This is a genomic window from Verrucomicrobiaceae bacterium, assembly GCA_016713035.1.
Lineage (GTDB): Bacteria > Verrucomicrobiota > Verrucomicrobiia > Verrucomicrobiales > Verrucomicrobiaceae > Prosthecobacter.
In genome coordinates, this window is the sequence record JADJPW010000003.1 from 572349 (window position 1) to 590901 (window position 18553).

Below are 18553 nucleotides of genomic sequence, written 5' to 3' on the forward strand. Positions count from 1 at the left end.
CCACCCTGCAACGCCTCTCTCTCCATCTCGCTCTTGCTCTCCATCTTACTCTTACTCACAGGCAGCAGATTGAGAGCAAGATGACGAGCAAGACACCAGCCGTCACCTCTTTGCCTTCAAATACGCGATCAAATCCGCCAACGCCTGCGGAGTCAGTGCCGCCTCCAGCCCCTCCGGCATCAGCGACGTGCCCGTGCTCTTCAAAGCCGCAATGTCACTCCGCAGCACCGACTTCGTCACATTCCCCGCCATCTTTAGCGTCAGGCTCGCACTCGTCTCCGTCGCGATCACCCCATAAAGCTGCTCGCCGCTCTTCAGCGTGCAGTGGTAGGCCATGAAACCGGGTTCAATGATCGCACTCGGGTCCAAAATCGAGTTGAGCAGCTTCTCCGCATCATGCTGCGCCACGCTGCGAAGGTCTGGCCCCAGCTCCAGCCCCACACCATCCAGCTTGTGACAACTGATGCACACACTCGCGAAAACCGTCTTCCCGCGTGCCGCATCGCCCTTCATCCCCAGCGCCGGTTTAAACTTCTCCACCACCGCCGCCCGCGTCGCACTCACCGACTCCGCGCAGACCTTCTCCGCCAAGTTGGCGATGTTTTTCTTCGGATGCTTCATCAGCCGCGCCCGCGTCGCCGCGTCACAAGCCTTCGCCTCCGGCCGTTTCAGCAGCGCCAGAGCCCAATCGTCATTCGAGAGCAGCGTTTCGAGGATCTGCGTCCGCAGCGCCGGCGTGCGCTGGTCCCAGCCTTCGAGCAAAAACTGCTCGCCACCCTTCGGTTGCAGCTTCGCGACGAGCCGCAGCACCTCCGCGCCGCCCGTTTTGGCCCAAAGCTCCGGCAGCATGCCTTTCACCGTCTCGCGATGCCCGCGATCCGTCGCCAGCAAAGCCAGCGATTCCATCGTCGGAGACGTTTTCAGCGATTCGGCGGCCTGTTGCAGCTTCGCCGCCATTTGATCGACCGCCGCCCTCGCCTTCGCGTCCGTGACCTGCTTCGCGAAATCCGTCAGCGAGAGGTTTTTCTCGTCCAACACGGCTAGGAGTTCCTCGAAATGAATTTTGGCCTCTACTTGTGAGAGCAATGCAGAAATGGCTTTTTCGTTCTTGGTCGCCAAAGCGCAGCGGAAGAGCATTCCAATTGCTTTGTTGTTCTCTGGTTCGCCACCTTCAGGAAACAATGCGCAAACTCGCTCCAAGTGCGGCAGCACCGAACTCATGGCAGCGCCTTGAAGCGGTGAACCTGCCGGAGCTGCGTCCAACAACTCCGCCAGCAAATCTCCCGCCCACTCAAACTTCAGCTCACCAAGCGTGCAGGCTAGTTGAAGGCGCACTTTGTCATCCTTGTCGTTCACGAGCTTCGCCAGAGCCTTTTGGAGTGGCGACGAGTCGTCGCCCTTCCATTTAAACTGCTCCAGCATCTTCAAACCTTGCTCGCGAACGCGTGGGTTTGTGTCTTGAATGAGATCCTGCCATTCCCCCTCATGATCTTTGTTCAATAGCCCCAAAGTCCAGGAAGCTTGCGCCAGAGCAATGCCCTTCGGGCGCTCAAAAAAGCCTTTCAGTGCAAACTCACCGCTCCACATCGCCATCATCTGCGCTTTGTCCCTCAGCCAGCCATTCGGCGAAGCAAAGTAGTCATCTCGCTCCGTCGAGATGAACGGGACACTCCCTTTACCGGACGTTTTCTCGCTTTTGGACGCCGTGTGCTCATCTCGCGGAGCGAGATGGCTACTTTTCACGACCCGCCAAATCCGCCCCTTGTCGTCCCCTTCGCGGTAATGCGGCAGAAGCTCCTCTTTGCCGTTCTGAGGCAACCACTGCGGGTGCTCGATCATATAACGATACATATCTGCGACCCACAGTGCGCCATCTGGCCCAGTGCGCACCATAACCGGGCGGCACCAGCGGTCTTCGCTGGCGAGGAAGTCCATCTTTGACTCGGCGGGATCGCGCACGGCTTTGAAGGTGACGCCATCATCTTCGAGGATGTGATGCTGCACGACGTTGTGAAACGGCTCGCAGGTGAAGGCGTGCGTTTTGCCGTCGTTGAAGAGCACTACATCGCGATAGACCTCAATGCCGCAGGCGCTGGTGAAGCGTCCGGCTTGATCGAAGCTGTGAAAGCGCTTCTCCATGCTGCTGGCGGGATACACGGGCGGATTTCGCGGGAAAAGCTGCTGGATCGGGTCCGGCGGGATGACGTGCGGATTGCGGCGCAGGTAGTGATCCTGCAAGACGTAGTGCCAGAGCGGGGAACTGTTCTGCACGCCGAACCAGTGGCCCCAGTCGTCGCGGGCGCGACCGAACTGCGAGGGGCCGCTCTGCGGATCAAACTCGCCGGTGTCCGGCTTGAAGCGGAAATCGCGGCTGCCGAGGTCGATCTTCTCGCCGGTGAGCTTGCACTCGATCTGCGTGCCTTTGTTGTAGCCGCCGTGATGCGCGCCCGCCGCGCAATACACCCAGCCGTCCATGCCCCAGCGCAGGCCGTTCACGCGGAGCTGCTGATTGCCGGTGCTGAAGCCGGTGTAGAGCACTTTCTTCGTGCCATCCGGCGAAATGAAAAAGATGTCCGGCGCGGCGGTGACGATGACGCCTTCACGCCACGTCAGGATGCCGGTGGGATAGCTCAAGTCGCTGACGATGTCGCTACGTTTGTCGTAGCGACCATCACTGTCCGTGTCCTCCAGCCGCACCACGCGTCCGCCGGCCTTGCCATTGCCGTCCATGCCGAGAGGGTAGTCCGCCATCTCGATGACCCACAGGCGACCCTGCTCATCCCAATCAAACGCCACCGGATCGAGCACCACCGGCTCCGCCGCGACGAGCTCGATGCGGTAACCCTCGCGCACATGCCACTTCTTCGCGGATTCTTCGGGGGAGAGGGGTTGCGAAGCTGTTGGCACCTTCTTAGTCGCGGCAGCGTCGTGGAGTGCGGGGGCAGAGATGCCGGGGCCACCCGGCATCGGCGACACCGCTGTCGAGCGGTCTTTGGTGTTCGATGATTTGCCAGCCTTCGACAGCGGTGTGGCGCTATCGCTTCCCACCGCACTCCACGACGCTGCCGCGCCCTCGACAACCACATCTGAAAAGTCACCTTCCAGCGGCGCGAAGTCATCGCAGCGTCGGCCCAAGAACAAGTCCTTCGCGCCAGGTGCGGTGACGGGCAGTTCGGCGTCGATCTCGACCTTGCCGTTGAGCGTCACCTTCACCCGCGAACCGAGGCGCTCAAGCTTCACGTCATTCCACGAGCCGGGCTCGATGACGGTCTTGCCGCGCACGATTTGAGAGGCCGCGTTGCCGTTGAAGACGAAGAGCTTGCCGGGTTCGGAATCCTTGTAGCTGCCACCGATGCCGAGATGATCGCCGGGAGCCTGATGATCACCCTTCGGACCACGAGAGATGAGGTAAGCGGTCACGGCGCTGGCGTTGTTCGCCTTCGTGTTCTTGAAGCGCATCGACGCGGACCAGTTTTCATGCGCCTTGAGCAGCGCGGAGTTTTGCACCTGCTTCTGTTTTGTCCGTTCCGTTCGTCTCACCGCCCGCTGTGCATTCTCCTCACCTACTTTCGAGATGTTCCAAAGCTTCGCGATGAGCGAAGGCTCGATGGCGCGATCCCAGGTCGTGATCTCATCCAGCCGACCTTCGAGCCCTTGGCCGAAACGCACCTCATTCGCCGCTTTCCCGGCCTTTCCGGTTAAAACGGGCTTCTCCGAGCCATCGAGATGCACGCGCACATCTTCGCCATCGCGGATGAGCACGGCAAAGTGCCAGTCATCGGCAAAGAAAGTGGTTTCGGCTTTAGCCGAATCCGACTCTTCGGCTGAAGCCGAAGCCACTTTATCGCCCCATTCGAGCCTCACCGTGTGATCCGCGAACTGATGCGCCTTCAAGCTGACACCCAGCGCATTGATCAATTCGCCCGTGCGATCACTCGCGCCGCTTTCGTGACCGAGCCAAAACCAGAGGGCGATGGAGGATTGTTTCCCAAGATCAAGCTGTGGGGCTTTGAGATGGCCTCCAGCCATGTGAACAGAACGATTGAAGTCCACTTCCCCAAATGCAGAGAGATTGAGAACAGCTTCCTCACCATATCCAAGGCCAGAGCCTAGGCCGGGGAGAAAGACCGCATGTGCGCCAACGGCTTTCAAAGGAGGCGCGCCAGGGAAGCGCTTCAGGTCGATCAGATTGTGAGACTTGTAACGCCCTGGTTCCCGGATGTCCTGAAATCCTTTCGCATCATCAATTTCATCCAAACGCCAGTATGCGATAGGTTCAGAAGGAAGTGCCAGCATCACATACTCATTCCTCGTCTGCATGTCCGGCCATCGTCCTTTTATCCGCCAAATCTTGAACACTTGGAGAATTTTGGATTCAGCCGACTTTTCAAGGCCAGCAGTTCGAGCTGGCCAAGTTGTATAACCTCCGAGGACATGCTGTTCCGAAGGAGGAATATAACCCTCTGCTCCATTCGCCAATTCAATCACCATGCTTGGAAACGGTCTCAATAGGCTCTTTAGCCTCAATCCCGTTATCGCATAAACCTCATTCGGCAGTGTCGCGATGCTCAGATTTCCAATGCTGATGTATTGCAGCTTCACACTCGTCTTCTGCCGCTCGTGCAGGATCAGCGCCTCTCTCGCATAGACTTCCTCTTTGTTCTTCGGCACATCATTCTCGATTTTCGCGGCGATGGAGCGGGCCCAGGCGAGGCGTTTTTCGTCGGGGACGCGATACTTGAGCTCGAGTGTCTTCTCGACCATGCCAAGCGGGGCGTGATCGACATACTTCACGGTTTGCAGGGCCTTCATGGCGCTGTCGGCGACAGCGTCGGCGTAGTGGTCGATGGTGAGGGTCTTTTTCTCAGCGCCGTAGTCCATCCACATCTGGTCGCCGCTGGTGCCTGCACTCATGGCGGCGACGAAGCCGTCTGTGGCACCCATTTTCGCGGCGAGATGCTTGCTGAAAAGGCCGAAGTAGTCCGCCGATACGGGCGAGGTGCCGAAGTAGTGCTGCGAGTAGTTCGCGAGCACGCCGAGCGGTTTGCCATCGAGCGTTTGCAGCGCGATGACGCTGAGCTGGGGATCGACGGGGCCACTGGGGCCGACGACGTCCTTGCTGAGGTAGCCGGGGTGCATGTTCGCGCGGCCGGTGGGCTGGCCGAAGGGATCGACGACCTCCTTGCCGGGCAGGCGAATCCAGCGGCGATTGTGCGTGTGCTCCCAGTCATCGAACGAGCCCCAGCCGATGCGGGCCGGTTGTAGCGCTGCATTCGCCGCCACAATGGCCTCGGCGATCTTGGGCGTGAGGGATTTGGCATACACCGTGTCCTTCCGCGTGCCGAGGCAGCCCATCGCCGCCGGCGCGGAGTGCGTGTGCGTGGCGCTGACCATCATGCGATCCACCGGAATGCCGCATTGCTTCGCTGCGATGCCTTTGGCCTCGTCGATGAGCGACTGCTCCATCATGCAGGTGTCCACGATGGCGAAGGCGATCTTCATCTTCCCGTCATCAAGCACGAAACTGCGCACGAAGAGCTTGTCCGCGAGCTTTTCGCCCCGTCCTTCGAGAAAACCGCCTGCGATGATGCGTGGGAACTCCGTGGGCGAGATGTCCACCGTGGCCACTCCGGCGCGGAAGGTGGCTGCGGAGGCCGTGAGGGCGCAGAGGAGCGAAATGGAGAGGATCAGCGGTTTCATGAATGCAAAAAAAACGCCACGCTGGCTGCATTCCTTCCCTTTTGCGCCATGGATCGAATGCGTGATTCGATGATGGAGCCCCGCACCTGTAGCGTTTCTGACTCACTCACGCCTCGTTTTATGTCCTTCTCCTCCATGCACCTCCGCGCCGCACTCTGCCTCTTTGCCCTTTGCCCTTCGCTCTTTGCAGCGGACTTCCCCGCCATCTACGACACCGAAAAAGGCGCTCCCATGCCAGCGGAGGAAGTCGCAGCCACCATGGAGCTGCCGCCGGGCTTTAAATGCGTGGTCTTTGCCGCCGAGCCGGATGTGCGCCAGCCCATCGGCATGGCGTGGGATGCGCGGGGCCGCCTGTGGGTCGCAGAAAACTACACCTTTGCCGAAAATCCCATGCGCTGGGACACGAAGCTGCGCGACCGCCTCATCATCCTCGAAGACAAGGACGGCGATGGCAAACACGACGGCCGGAAGGTCTTCTGGGAAGGCGGCAGCTACCTCACCAGCGTGGAGATCGGCTACGGCGGCGCGTGGGTGCTGCACAATGGCACGCTCAGCTTCATCGCCGATAAAAACGGCGACGACACACCCGATGGCGAGCCTGAGGTGCTGCTCGATGGCTTCAACGTGAAGACTATCGGCCACAACATCGTCAATGGCCTGCGCTGGGGCCCGGACGGCTGGCTTTACGGCCGCCACGGCATCACTGATACCTCCGCCGTCGGTGCACCCGGCACGCCGCTGGAAAAGCGCACGAAGATCAACTGCGGCATCTGGCGCTTTCATCCCACGCGAAAGGTCTTTGAAGTCGTCTGCCACGGCGGCACGAACTCCTGGGGCCACGACTGGAATGCCGAGGGCGAGCTCTTCTGGATCAACACCGTCATCGGCCACCTCTGGCACGGCATTCCCGGTGCCTACTACCGCCGCATGTTCGGCACGCACCTCAATCCGCACGTCTATGAAGTCATCGAGCAGACCGCCGACCACTTTCACTGGGACACCGGAGCGGAAAAATGGAGCGACCTCAAAAAAGAAGGCATGAGCAGCAAGACCGACCAACTCGGCGGCGGCCATGCCCACGTCGGCATGCTCATCTATCAAGGCGGCCTCTGGCCAGAGAAATACCACGGTGCTGTCCTCACCTGCAACCTGCACGGCAACCGCATCAACATGGACACCCTCCACCGCGAAGGCTGTGGCTACGTCGGCAAGCACGCGCCCGACTTCATGAAGGCCAAAGACAAATGGTTCCGCGGCATCGACCTCCTCACCGGCCCCGATGGCAACGTCTTCGTCGCCGACTGGAGCGACTCCGGCGAATGCCACGACAACGACGGCGTGCACCGCAGCAGCGGAAGGATTTACAAGATCGTGTATGGGGAGCCGAAGAAGGCGGAGCCGATCAATCTCGCGAGGATGTCCACGACTGAACTCAAAACATTATTGACCAAGTCTTCTAACAATTGGTGGACTCGCCAGATCGAAGCACAAATTGAACAAAAGTGGATCAATGAAACGAAAGATCGCTTCGAGATTGGCAAGTTCTTGATCGGACCGAATCGTCTCGTTTGGGGCAGGGTCACAAATGATTCAAAAGACTCGGGAGCCTACTGGATATCCGGTTCGTTGGAAGATCGAACGCATATGATGAACCGCCTAGGACTAGTGGCAGACCTCCCATTTGACGCTGGCTTTTCCAGTTCGCTAGAATCAGACGTTGCGAGCACTGTCGACGCCCTTACGAGCCGTTCGAAAAAGGACTTCAAAAAAGCATTTTTCGACACAGCGCCTGATTATATGCAAAGCAAAATCTCGGAAAAGGAACTCGAAGAGGTGGCTGACATTCCTGCGCATCTATTGGCGGCTATGAACGAGTTTAAGTTGGACGGAAAAACCGGCCTCGTCCGACTCCATCTCGCCTCCGCGCTCCAGCGTCTCCCACTCGACGCCCGCTTCCCCATCGCCACCGCGCTAGCGAAGCACGCCGAAGACGCCAACGACCGGCAGCAGCCGCTCATGATCTGGTATGGCATCGAGCCAGCGGTGGCGGCGGAGCCGATGAAGGGAGTGGAGCTCATTCGCGAGGCGAAAATCCCCACCGTGCGCCGCCTCGTGGCGCGGCGCATCGCCGAAATGATCGAGGAGCAGCCGCAGGCCGTCGATGCGTTGGTGGCACTGATGACCGAGCGTGCCGATGTGCGCAGCGATGTGCTCGCGGGCATGGCCGCAGGCCTGGATGGCTTTAGCAGCGCCAAGAAGCCCATGGGCTGGGATGCCTTGGCAAAGCTCGCTGGTGACCACACAGTCACACGCTCATTGGACTCCCTCTTCGGCAGTGGCCGTGCCACGGACGATCTCATCGCCCTCATCAAGAACGACGAAGGCGATGCCGCAGCACGACTCAGCGCTCTGAAAAACCTGCTGCGTGCTCCGAAGCCCGAGCTGCTGGTCGCGCTGCGCGGCCTCATCAATGACAAAGTGCTCGGCACACCCGTTCGGCTCGGTTTGGCAGCGTTTGATGACCCCACGGTGCCGAAAGTGCTGCTCGCGGGCTACCCGACGAAGAATGTGGACTGGAATGCCGCCGTGATCACCACACTGACCTCCCGCGCTAGTTTTGCCAAAGAACTGCTGGAAGCCGTGAAGGCCAAAAAAGTGCCCGCAGCGGCCCTTTCGCCGTTTCAGGCCCGCCAAGTGCGAAATCTCGGCGATGCGGCTTTGACGGCCCTTTTGACCGAAACCTGGGGCGAGCTGCGCGAGACGCCCGAAGCCAAAAAAACCGAGTTCGCCAAGTGGGAAGGCCTCTTGAAGCCCGAAGCCCTCGCCAAGGCCGATCCGGCGAAAGGCCGCGCCATGTTCACCGCTGCATGCAGCGCCTGTCACAAAATGTATGGCCAAGGCGGCGCCATCGGCCCCGAGCTCACCGGCAGTGATCGCCGCAATCTGAAATACCTGCTCGAAAACATCCTCGATCCCAATGCTGTGGTGCCCGCAGACTACCGCGTGAGCGTCTTTCACCTGGCAGATGGCCGCACCCTCACAGGCGTGATCCCAGAGCAGACCGAGCGCACGGTGACGATCCAGACTCCCGCCGAGCGGCTCACCATCGAGCGCAAACAGATCACCCAACAAGAGCAACTCACCGCCAGCCTCATGCCAGAGGGCCTGCTCGCTGCGCTAGGCGAAGAAAACGTGCGTCACCTCATCGCCTACCTCATGGGCAATGAGCAAGTGGCGCTCCCGAAGTGAGATGCAGGCGGATTCGCCAGAATACGGCGGTGGCGGGCGTTTGATGAGTCTGCCATTCGCTTATGCACCACTTCTCCACGCTCGATTACCTCATCTTTGGCATCTATCTGGCGGCTTCGGTCGGTGTGGGGCTCGTTTCAGCACGGGGCTCGAAGTCACTGGGGGACTACTTCCTCGCCGGGCGTGGCATGAGCAGCATCCTGGTGGCCATGTCGATTCTGGCGGCGCTTTTCAGCGGCATCAGCTACCTCGCGGGTCCGGCGGATGTGTATAAGAACGGATTCGGCTTCGCCTATGTGGTGCTGGCTTTCTTCATCGCCACGCCGTTCACCACGATCTGGATGCTGCCGAAGTTTTATCAGTCACGCTACTTCACGGCCTACCAGTTTTTAGAGGAGCGGTTTTCGCTGTCGGCGCGGCTGCTCGCATCGGGGCTCTTCATCTTCCGTGTCTCGCTGTGGCTAGCGGCGGCGACGTATGCACCCGCTTTGGCACTGGAAAAAGTCACGGGCATGCCGCTGTGGGTCACGATCCTGGCTACGGGCACACTGACCACGCTCTACACCGCGCTGGGCGGCATGCGGGCCGTGATCTGGACGGATGTGATGCAGCTCATCGTGCTCTTTGGCGGTCAGCTCCTGATCGTCATCGTGGCACTGGGGAAGATACCTGGCGGACTGGGCGGCATGTGGGATACGGTGGTGGCAGATGGGCGCATGGATCTGAGCATGTCCTTTGATCCATCGCAGCGGATCAATCTGGGCGCGGTGCTCATCGCGGGTGCCTTTCTGCATCTGGTGCAGATGGCGACCGATCAGGTCTCTGTGCAGCGCTATCTCACGGCAGGTAGTTTAAAAGAATCTCAGCGGTCCCTATGGATCAAGCTGTGGTGCGTGCTGCCGGTGCTGGTGCTCTTTTACGGCACGGGGCTGGTGCTCTATGCCTTCTACAAAACGCATGGCGATCCGCTGGCAGCGGGCCTGATCGCCAAGGAGGACCAGATTCTGCCCTACTTTGTCGTCACGCAGCTCCCAGCGGGTCTGCCGGGGCTGCTCATCGCGGCTATCTATGCGGCGAGCATGTCCACCATCAGCGCGGGGCTGAACTCGCTGGCCTCTGCCACGGTGGTGGACTTCCAGCAGCGGCTAGGGGGAGATGTGGGGCGCTCCGTGGTGAATGCACGCTGGATCACGCTGGCCTATGGCGTGCTGGTGATGGCGCTGGCCTTTGCGGTCTCCATCATGCCGGGGAATCTAGTGGAGTCGGTCAATACGATCATCGGCCTCGTCGGAGGGCCGCTGCTGGGTCTGTTCTTCCTGGGCATGTTCACGCAGCGAGCCGACTCGCGTGGTGCCTTGATCGGCACCTTCGCAGGCTTTGCGGCGATCCTGAGCCTCTTCCTCTATCAAAGCGGCTACTTCACGGCTCAGAAGCCAGAGCAGATGGTGTCCTTTGTCTGGTTCAGCTTCCTCGGGGCCACCGTGACGATGGTGGTGGGGCTCGTGTGCTCGCGGGCCGCGCATCTAGGTAAGGTCGATGGTTAAACCGCTTTTTTCTGATGGTCGCCGTGTGACAATTACGACTAAATCATCGGAAAAATATATTTGGCATCAATATTGCTAGATAAAAGTCTGCTAGACATAATGCCGCGTTAGTTGCTGCTTGACTGCTTTATGATAATACTTCGCTCCCGAGAGTTATTTTCCTTTTTCATCGCCGCCGCACTCACGATGACGGCATTGGCAACAGACCCCACATTGGATGCGGCATTCACTGCGACGATCAGCCCTGGGATCACGCCGGACGGTTACCCGACTTGGAACAACGGCACGGGGGCGGTGAATGCGGTGGCGTTGCAGTCGGATGGCAAAATCATCGTGGGCGGGAACATCTCGCGTTATCAGGCTCCGCCAGCGGGTTCAGCGGAGACATCGCTGAAGCGGCTGAATGCGGACGGCACCTTTGATTCGGGCTTCAATGCCTTTGCCTCGACGCTGGCGGATACGCAGGGCGATACGGAGGTGAACAAGATCCTCGTGACGGCGGGGGACAAAATGTACGTCGGTGGGGTGTTCCAAAGCTACCAGAGCACCTCACGCAGCGGCATCATGCGGCTGAATGCAGACGGATCGCTCGACGCGGGCTTCAATCTGGGCGGCGTGTCGAATACGGTGAGCTTTGGGACGCGCTATGTGCTGGCCATCGCGGAGCAGGCGGATGGGAAAGTGCTGGTGGGTGGTGCTTTCAACCGGCTGACCTCCGGCAGTGTCTTCGTGGCGGCGAATCTGGTCCGCGTGGACAGCAATGGCGCTCGCGACACCACGTTTTGCGACAACGTGAATGTCTCGCTGGGGAACAGCATCGGAGTGCATGATCTGGCGGTGCTGCCAGATGGCAAAATCCTCGTGGCAGGCGCGGCCAACAAGCCGGGTGGCGGCGGCATCCCACTGCTGGTGCGGCTGAATGCGGACGGCACGCTCGATCCGACTTTCACGGCCAATTGGGCGCTGGAGTATGGCGACATCGACGAGCTGCTGGTGCTGCCGGACGGCCGCATCTTGATCGGTGGTGACTTCACCTTTGCCGGAACGACGGCGAACATGCAGTTCGCGTGCCTGAACGCCAGCGGCAGCGTGAACACGGCCTTTATGTCGAATGTGGGCAGCGGGCCAAATGGCTGGGCGGGTGGTGAGCTGGCGCTGCAACCCGACGGCACCATTTTGGTCGGCGGCGTCTTTTATCAATGGAACGGGCAGCCGAGGGCCTCGATCGCACGGCTGAATGCGGACGGCACGCTGGACGCGGGACTGGCGGTGCCGCCCTACACGCAGGTGCAGGGGCAGTATCTCACGCATTTCTATTCCTTCGCGGTGCAGCCGGATGGAAAGATCGTGGTGGGTGGCTGGTTTGATCGCATCACGGACACGGCGGTGCTGAGCTACAATCTGGCCCGCATCACGAATGAATACGCACCGGGACAGCCCGGCACGCTGCGCATGGTCTCTGCCACGCGTTCGACGGCGGAGAATGCGGGTTCGGTGGACTTGTCGGTCTCGCGTTTCACCGGGCTGACGGGTGCGGTGGGCATTTCCTATTCGGTCACGGCTGGATCTGCGGTGGAGGGCACGGACTACACGGCGGTGAGCGGCACGCTGAACTGGGCGGATGCTGAAGGCGGGCTGAAAACGATCACGGTGCCCATTTTGCAAGACACCGCGCAGGATGGCGCACGGACCTTCACCGTGACGCTTTCCACGCCGACGGGCGGAGCCTTTTTGCCGGGTGGTGGCACCTCCACGCTGGTCACCATTCTCGATGATGATGCGCTGCCGAGCATCACGCTCAATCCGCAGGCGGTCAGTCTGGAGCAGGGAGCCAGCTTCACGCTGCGCACGGCTTTTGACAGCGTGCTGAGTGCCACGGTGAAGTGGCAGCTCGACACCGGCTCCGGCTTCAATGACATCCCTGGGGCCACGAGCACGGTCTATACCGTCACGAATGCCAGCGCGGCCAGCCACGCGGGCACCTACCGCGCGGTGGTGACGAATGCGAACGGCGTAACGAACAGCGGCACCGCGGCGGTGTCGATCTCGATCCCCGCAGGCTCCATCGTGAATGCTTTTGCGCCGCCAGCAGACACCCCCATCGTGTTGGCGGCGAATGCGCTCAGCATGGACACGACGGGCCGCTTTTTGATCGCCAGCAACTCGCAACTGCGCCGTCTGAATGCGGACGGCACGCTGGAGTCCACGACGACCTTTGGCATCAATGTGAGCACCATCAATGCGGTGCTCAGTTTGCCAGATGGCCGCACGCTGGTGGCTGGAAATCTCGGCACGATCACGCATGTGCCATCCGGAGGCACTTCGACCGTGAACACCCGCATTTTCCGCCTGAACGACGATGCGACGAGCACCATCGACACGACTTGGTCGGTCTCCACAAACGGCATCGTGACGGCGCTGGCGCTGGGAGCCTCTGGAAAATTCTATGTCGGCTCGGGAGCCGCACCGACCTCGACCAACGGTATCCAGCGTTTCAATGCCGATGGCACCACGGACGCTTCGTGGACACCGGTGGTCAATACCCTCGCCGCAGGCACCGGGGCGACGGTGGTGCTCATCCGCGAGCTGGCGGATGGCAAAGTGCTCATCAGTCACCGCCATGGTCCAACGAGCGGCGGCACCTACCGCCTGACGCGTGTGACCTCCACGGGAGCGATCGACACCACCTTTGGCACGAACGGCAGCATCGACTTTGGCACCAGCAACTGGGTCAATGGCCTCGATGTGCTTCCCGATGGCCGCCTCGCGGTCTCGGCACGATTCAATCCAAACTTCTTCACCACCGGGCAGCAATACCTGGCCCTTTTGAATGCCAACGGCACGCTGGACACCACGTTCCAATTCGCCACGGGCGTGCTGAATGGAAATCCAAACGGCGTGATCTACCGCGATGGCCGTTTGTTTGTGTTTGGCGCCTTCACCACTGTGAATGGCAGCCCGCAGGGCGGCGTGGCACGCGTGAATCTCGATGGCTCCATCGACAGCAGCTTCTCCGCCGGTGTGGGAGTGGCTGGAGGTGCGGCCTCCGTGAATGCCGCCCGATACACTGCGGCGGGTGAAATCTTCATCGCGGGCGGATTCACCTCTTATAAAGGCGTGGCACGGAATTACACCGCGCTGCTGGTGGGGAATCCGCAAATCGGCACGCTGGGCTTTGCGCCGCCGCGTGTGAATACGCTGGAGGAGGCCGCGACACTCACGCTGACGCTGAAACGCTACGGCGACAGCACGCAGGCCGCGTCCATCGACTGGGCCACCGCGGACGGCACCGCCACTGCTGGCGTGGACTACGTGGTGGCCAATGGCACCGCCACCTGGGCCGCAGGTGACTCCGCCGACAAAACGATCCCCCTCACCAAGCTCAACAACGCTGCCATCCATGCGAACCGCGTCTTCACCGTCGCACTGAGCAATCCGAGCGGCCCTGTCGGCGCGGGAGCACCGGCCACGATCACGTTGATCGACGACGACACACCCGTGACGATCAACACGCAGCCCGTGGCCTCCACCGCGCTGTATGAAACGCAGGCGCTGAATCTCAGCGTGGCCGCCACGAGTCCCTCCGCGCTGTCTTATCAATGGTATCTCAATGGCGTGGCGATCAGCGGAGCCACTTCGGCGACTTACAATGTGCCAGCCTCGCTGGTAGCGAATGGCGGCGTGTATCATGTGCAGCTCACGAATGCCTCCGGCAGCTACAGCAGCACACCATCTCTCGTCGCGGTGCGTCCACAGCCTGGGCGCCCAGCAGCAGGTCAGGCGACCAGCGGGCGTCCGGTCTTCCCTTCTGCACCCATCGGCATCGTCGCCGCCAATGATGGCTACGTTTATGTCGGAGGTTCATTCACGGCAAATGCCGTCGGCAATGTCCCGCAAGCCTACCTGATCCGCGTGAAGCCGGATGGCAGCACGGACACCAGCTACAGCTACACGCCTGGGAGCAACATCACAGCGATGGCGCTTCAGTCTGATGGCAAAATCCTCATCGCAGGCACCTTCACAGACCGTGTCCGCCGCCTGAATGCAGACGGCACGCTCGATGCGGCCTTCACGACGGCCCTGGGCAGCTCGATTCCTGCCGTGCAGATCAATGACTTTGCCTTCGACTCGCTCGGACGCATTTACCTCGGAGGCGCTAGCTACCTTGCCCGGCTCTCCTCCGCTGGAGCGATCGACTCCGGTTACACGCCAGCCGTGAACAACACCGTGAACGCCTTGGCCATCCAGCAGGACGACAAACTCATCGTCGCCGGATTATACACGTCACTCGCTGGTTCAGCCGCCTCACGCCTCGGACGCCTGAACACAGACGGCACCCGCGACGCCGCCTACACCGGCACACTCGGCGGCACCACCACGCCGAACGATCTGCTCGTGCTCGCGGATGGTCGTGTGCTGCTCGCCATGGGCGGCTCTTCCACCCTCGCCGAACTTTCCAACACGGGGGCGCAGATCTCCAACATCGCGAGCACCAATCAGGTGTATCAAATCGCCCAAGCACCTGGAGGAAAAATCCTCGCCACCCGCACCAGCACGACAGGCACAGACCGCGTGTTCCGCCTCAGCGGCACGAATCCATTCCCAGTCCCCGGATCAAACGATATGGACAGCACCTTCTCCATCGGCACCGGGCCGGATGCGGACGCTCGTGCACTCACCGTGGCACCGGATGGCTCCGTGTGGATCACGGGCCTGTTTTCATCCGTCAACAGCGTCGCCACCTCGGGCGTCGCCCGACTGAATGGCGATCCACTCACTCCCGGCATCGTCACGCAACCGGCCACCACGGGCGTTTCGCCCGGTGAAACGGCCTATCTCGGCGTGGGCACCTTTGGCAGCGGTTTGACCTTCCAGTGGCTTAAAAACGGTTCGCCGCTCAACAACGGTGGAAACGTCTCTGGAGCCACTTCAGCCGTTTTGACGCTCAGTGGAGTCACCACGGCTGATGACGCGAATTACACCGTTGAGGTCACAGGAGGCTCCACCACGCTCACTTCGGCTGTGGCGCATGTTTATGTGCTCGGAGCACCGGTGGTGCATGCGCCGCCTGCCGCAACGACGATTTATGCGGGTCAAAACGCGGCATTGAATGCTCAAGTCTATGCGCTGACACCTGCGACATACGTTTGGAAACGCGACGGCGTCACGGTGACCGATGGCGGCCGCATCAGCGGAGCCACGACAGCCACACTGAGCTTCACCGGAGCTCTCATGGGCGATACGGGCAGCTACACGCTCACGGTGACGAATGGGCAAGGCACCGTGACGACCACGCCGGTCTTCCTGCTCGTCAAACCCATCCCGCATGAGCGGGTGCCCGCGCTCGGGAATCTCGCTGCGAGCGGGCAGGTCACTGCATTTCATGCGCAGCCAGACGGGCGCATGCTCGTCGCGGGCACCTTCCAGCACAACTTCACCGGTGGAGCCGGTGGCACGAGCAACACCACGACCTCTCTCGCTCTGGTGAAACCGGATGGCTCCTATGACACGAACCCGAGCGTGCTCGCCAATGGCAGCATCAATGCGCTCGCCCGTCAAAACGACGGCAAATGGATCATCGGCGGTGCCTTCACCACCATCAACGGTGCCGCTCGCAGCCGCGTGGCCCGGCTGAATGCCGACTTCACGCTCGATCCCTCGTTGGATACCGGCACTGGGCCAAACAGTGCCGTCAACGCACTCGGCATCGATCATGCCACCGGCAAAATCTATGTAGGTGGCCTCTTCGCGAGCTGGAATGGCCTCAACGGTGCTGGAAAAAACTACCTCGTCCGTCTGAATAGCGATGGCACGCTCGACACCACTTTCACCCTCTCTGTCAGCCAGACGGTTACGCGCATCCTGCCGGTTTCCGGTGGCGATTTCCTCTTCACCGGGACGAGCATGAGCGTGCAACGCATCACCTCCGCGGGCACTGCCGTGGGAGGCTTTAGCGGCCCATTTGGCTCGGGTTTGGACCTCGCATTCACACCTGATGGTACGCAGTTTTACGTCGCGTGGTCGGGTTCACCCTACCTACGCCGTTACTCCACCACCACTGGCGCAGAGGACACCACCTTCACCCACACGCTGAACAACTCGGTCAGCAATGTGGCGGTGCAGGCCGACGGGAAGCTCGTCATCAATGGCGGCTTCAGCTTGCCCACGACTTCGCCGCTTCGTTTGCTCCCGAATGGCACGGTGGACCCCACGTTCACAAAGTCCGCCGCACTGGGAGCCACCGTCACGGCGATCACGATCCAGCCCTCCGGCCGCATCTGGCTCGGGGGCACTTTCAGTCAAACCTATGGCCCCGCCACGGCTAGCCGCTTGCTTGTATTGAATGGCGATCTGCCTGCGCTCGCCTTTGAGGCTCATCCGGTCACCGCGCAGGTCGAGGGAGGTCAAACCGCCACCTTCACCGCCAGTGTGGCCGCCACTTCACCCGTGACCTGGCAGTGGTTCAAAGGCAGCACGCCGCTGAGCAATGGCGGACGCGTCTCGGGGGCCACGAGCGCCACTTTGAGCATCGCCAACGTCATTCCAGGCGATGAAGGCCTGTATCATGTCGAAGCCACCAGCGCTGTCTCCGGCACCCTCGTATCCTTGGATGCCGAATTGATCTTCCTCGATGCTCCTGAGCTGCTCGTCGCACCTGCTGGCGGGAATTCCGAAGTCGGAATCAGCCGCACACTCACCGTCAAAGCACGCGGAGCTGCGCCGCTCAGCTACCAGTGGTTCAAAGGCACCGCCAGCAGCGCCATCGCCGACATTTCGGGTGCCACCAGTGCCAGTTACACGCTCGCCACGCCCACCCTCGCCGATACTGCCTACTACGGCGTGCGCATCACGAATAGCCTCGGCATGGTCACCACCACGCCAGTGCTCGTGCGCTTTGAAACCTACGGTGCCGCAGTGAATCAGAACGCCGCCGCCTTCAACAACCCCGTCAACGCCATCATCCCGAATGTGGATGGCAGCGTGGACTTCGGCGGAGCCTTCAACTCCGTCACACCCGTCGGCGGCTTCGCCACCTCACGCGGCCGTATCACGCGGATTTTGGCCAATGGAACGATCGAATCAAACGCGACCATCCCTGGAGCCAACACCGCCGTCACGATGATGCACCGCGATAGCTCCAACCGCCTCGTGCTGACTGGCACGACCATCACGAACATCACCTACAACCCCTCGCCCAGCCACGCACGGGTCAATTTCGCCCGTCTCGACTACGCAGGTGCCATCGACACCACCTACATCGGCCCCTTCACCAACAGCAACAACCTCATCTATGCCATGACGAGTGAATCCGATGGTCGAGTCTATATCGGCGGCCAGTTCAGCTCTTCGCTGCCCACCGTGGGGCAGTATCTCGCCCGGCTAGACGCCACCACTGGCGCCGTGGACACCAGTTTTGCCACCGCCAGCGGCCTCACCACCGTGCGTGCGCTGCACCTGCGAACCGATGGCAAACTGCTCGTCGGTCACAACGGCGGCGTGTGGCTCCTCAACAGCGACGGCACACGCGATCTCACCTTCACCGGCAGCACCACGGGTGCGCTCGCCTTCCTGCCACTGGCGAATGGAGACGTCATCGTCGCCACGGCCAGCACGCTCTACAAACTCAACAGCGCAGGCGGCACTGTCGCAGGCTGGCCCACGGCCACCATCAACTATGGCAACAGCTCCAGCATCCTGCTCCAACCACTCACCAATGGCGACATCTGCATCTCCGGCACCTTCAACACCTTCAACTCCGCCATCGCTGGCCACATTGCCTTTGTGAATGCGGATGGCACCGTGGACACCAGCTACGCCATCGGCAGCGGCTTTAACAACGCCGTGAATGCCATCGCCCTCGACGGACAGGGCCGCCTGCACCTCGGCGGATACTTCACCACCTACAAAGGTGCTACCGCCACTCGCTACGTCATTCTCAATGCCGCTGGCAATACGCCCACCGATCCCGGCGCACCAGCGGATGCGCTGAACACCTTCCTCGCCAACGCAGGCGTCCCCGGCGGCCAACAAAGGCCCGCTCGATGATCCTGACGGCGATG

4 protein-coding genes are annotated in these 18553 nt (G+C 61.0%); 3 read left to right on the forward strand and 1 reads right to left on the reverse strand.

Annotated elements, in window-relative coordinates; genetic code table 11:
* Positions 1-102: 102 nt before the first annotated feature.
* Entirely contained in the window at positions 103-5700 is a 5598-nt protein-coding gene (locus IPK32_13350) for a c-type cytochrome (protein ID MBK8092934.1), read from the reverse strand.
* A gap of 120 nt (positions 5701-5820) precedes the next feature.
* Here IPK32_13350 and IPK32_13355 point away from each other — a divergent pair, with 120 nt between their 5' ends.
* The 3 genes from IPK32_13355 to IPK32_13365 all read left to right on the forward strand — a co-directional run bounded on the left by IPK32_13355 (position 5821) and on the right by IPK32_13365 (position 18539).
* Positions 5821-8949, forward strand: coding sequence for a c-type cytochrome (locus tag IPK32_13355; protein ID MBK8092935.1), 3129 nt, complete (start codon positions 5821-5823; stop codon positions 8947-8949).
* Between the two features lie 62 nt (positions 8950-9011).
* Complete coding sequence (locus IPK32_13360; protein MBK8092936.1) at positions 9012-10493, forward strand: sodium/solute symporter; 1482 nt, start codon at positions 9012-9014, stop codon at positions 10491-10493.
* 129 nt (positions 10494-10622) lie between these two features.
* Entirely contained in the window at positions 10623-18539 is a 7917-nt protein-coding gene (locus IPK32_13365; protein MBK8092937.1) for a hypothetical protein, read from the forward strand.
* Positions 18540-18553 lie beyond the last annotated feature (14 nt).

Coding starts and splice junctions, on each gene's coding strand:
- IPK32_13350 (MBK8092934.1), bottom strand. CDS start 5,700: ATGAAACCGCTGATCCTCTCCATTTCGCTCCTCTGCGCCCTCACGGCC.
- IPK32_13355 (MBK8092935.1), top strand. CDS start 5,821: ATGTCCTTCTCCTCCATGCACCTCCGCGCCGCACTCTGCCTCTTTGCC.
- IPK32_13360 (MBK8092936.1), top strand. CDS start 9,012: ATGCACCACTTCTCCACGCTCGATTACCTCATCTTTGGCATCTATCTG.
- IPK32_13365 (MBK8092937.1), top strand. CDS start 10,623: ATGATAATACTTCGCTCCCGAGAGTTATTTTCCTTTTTCATCGCCGCC.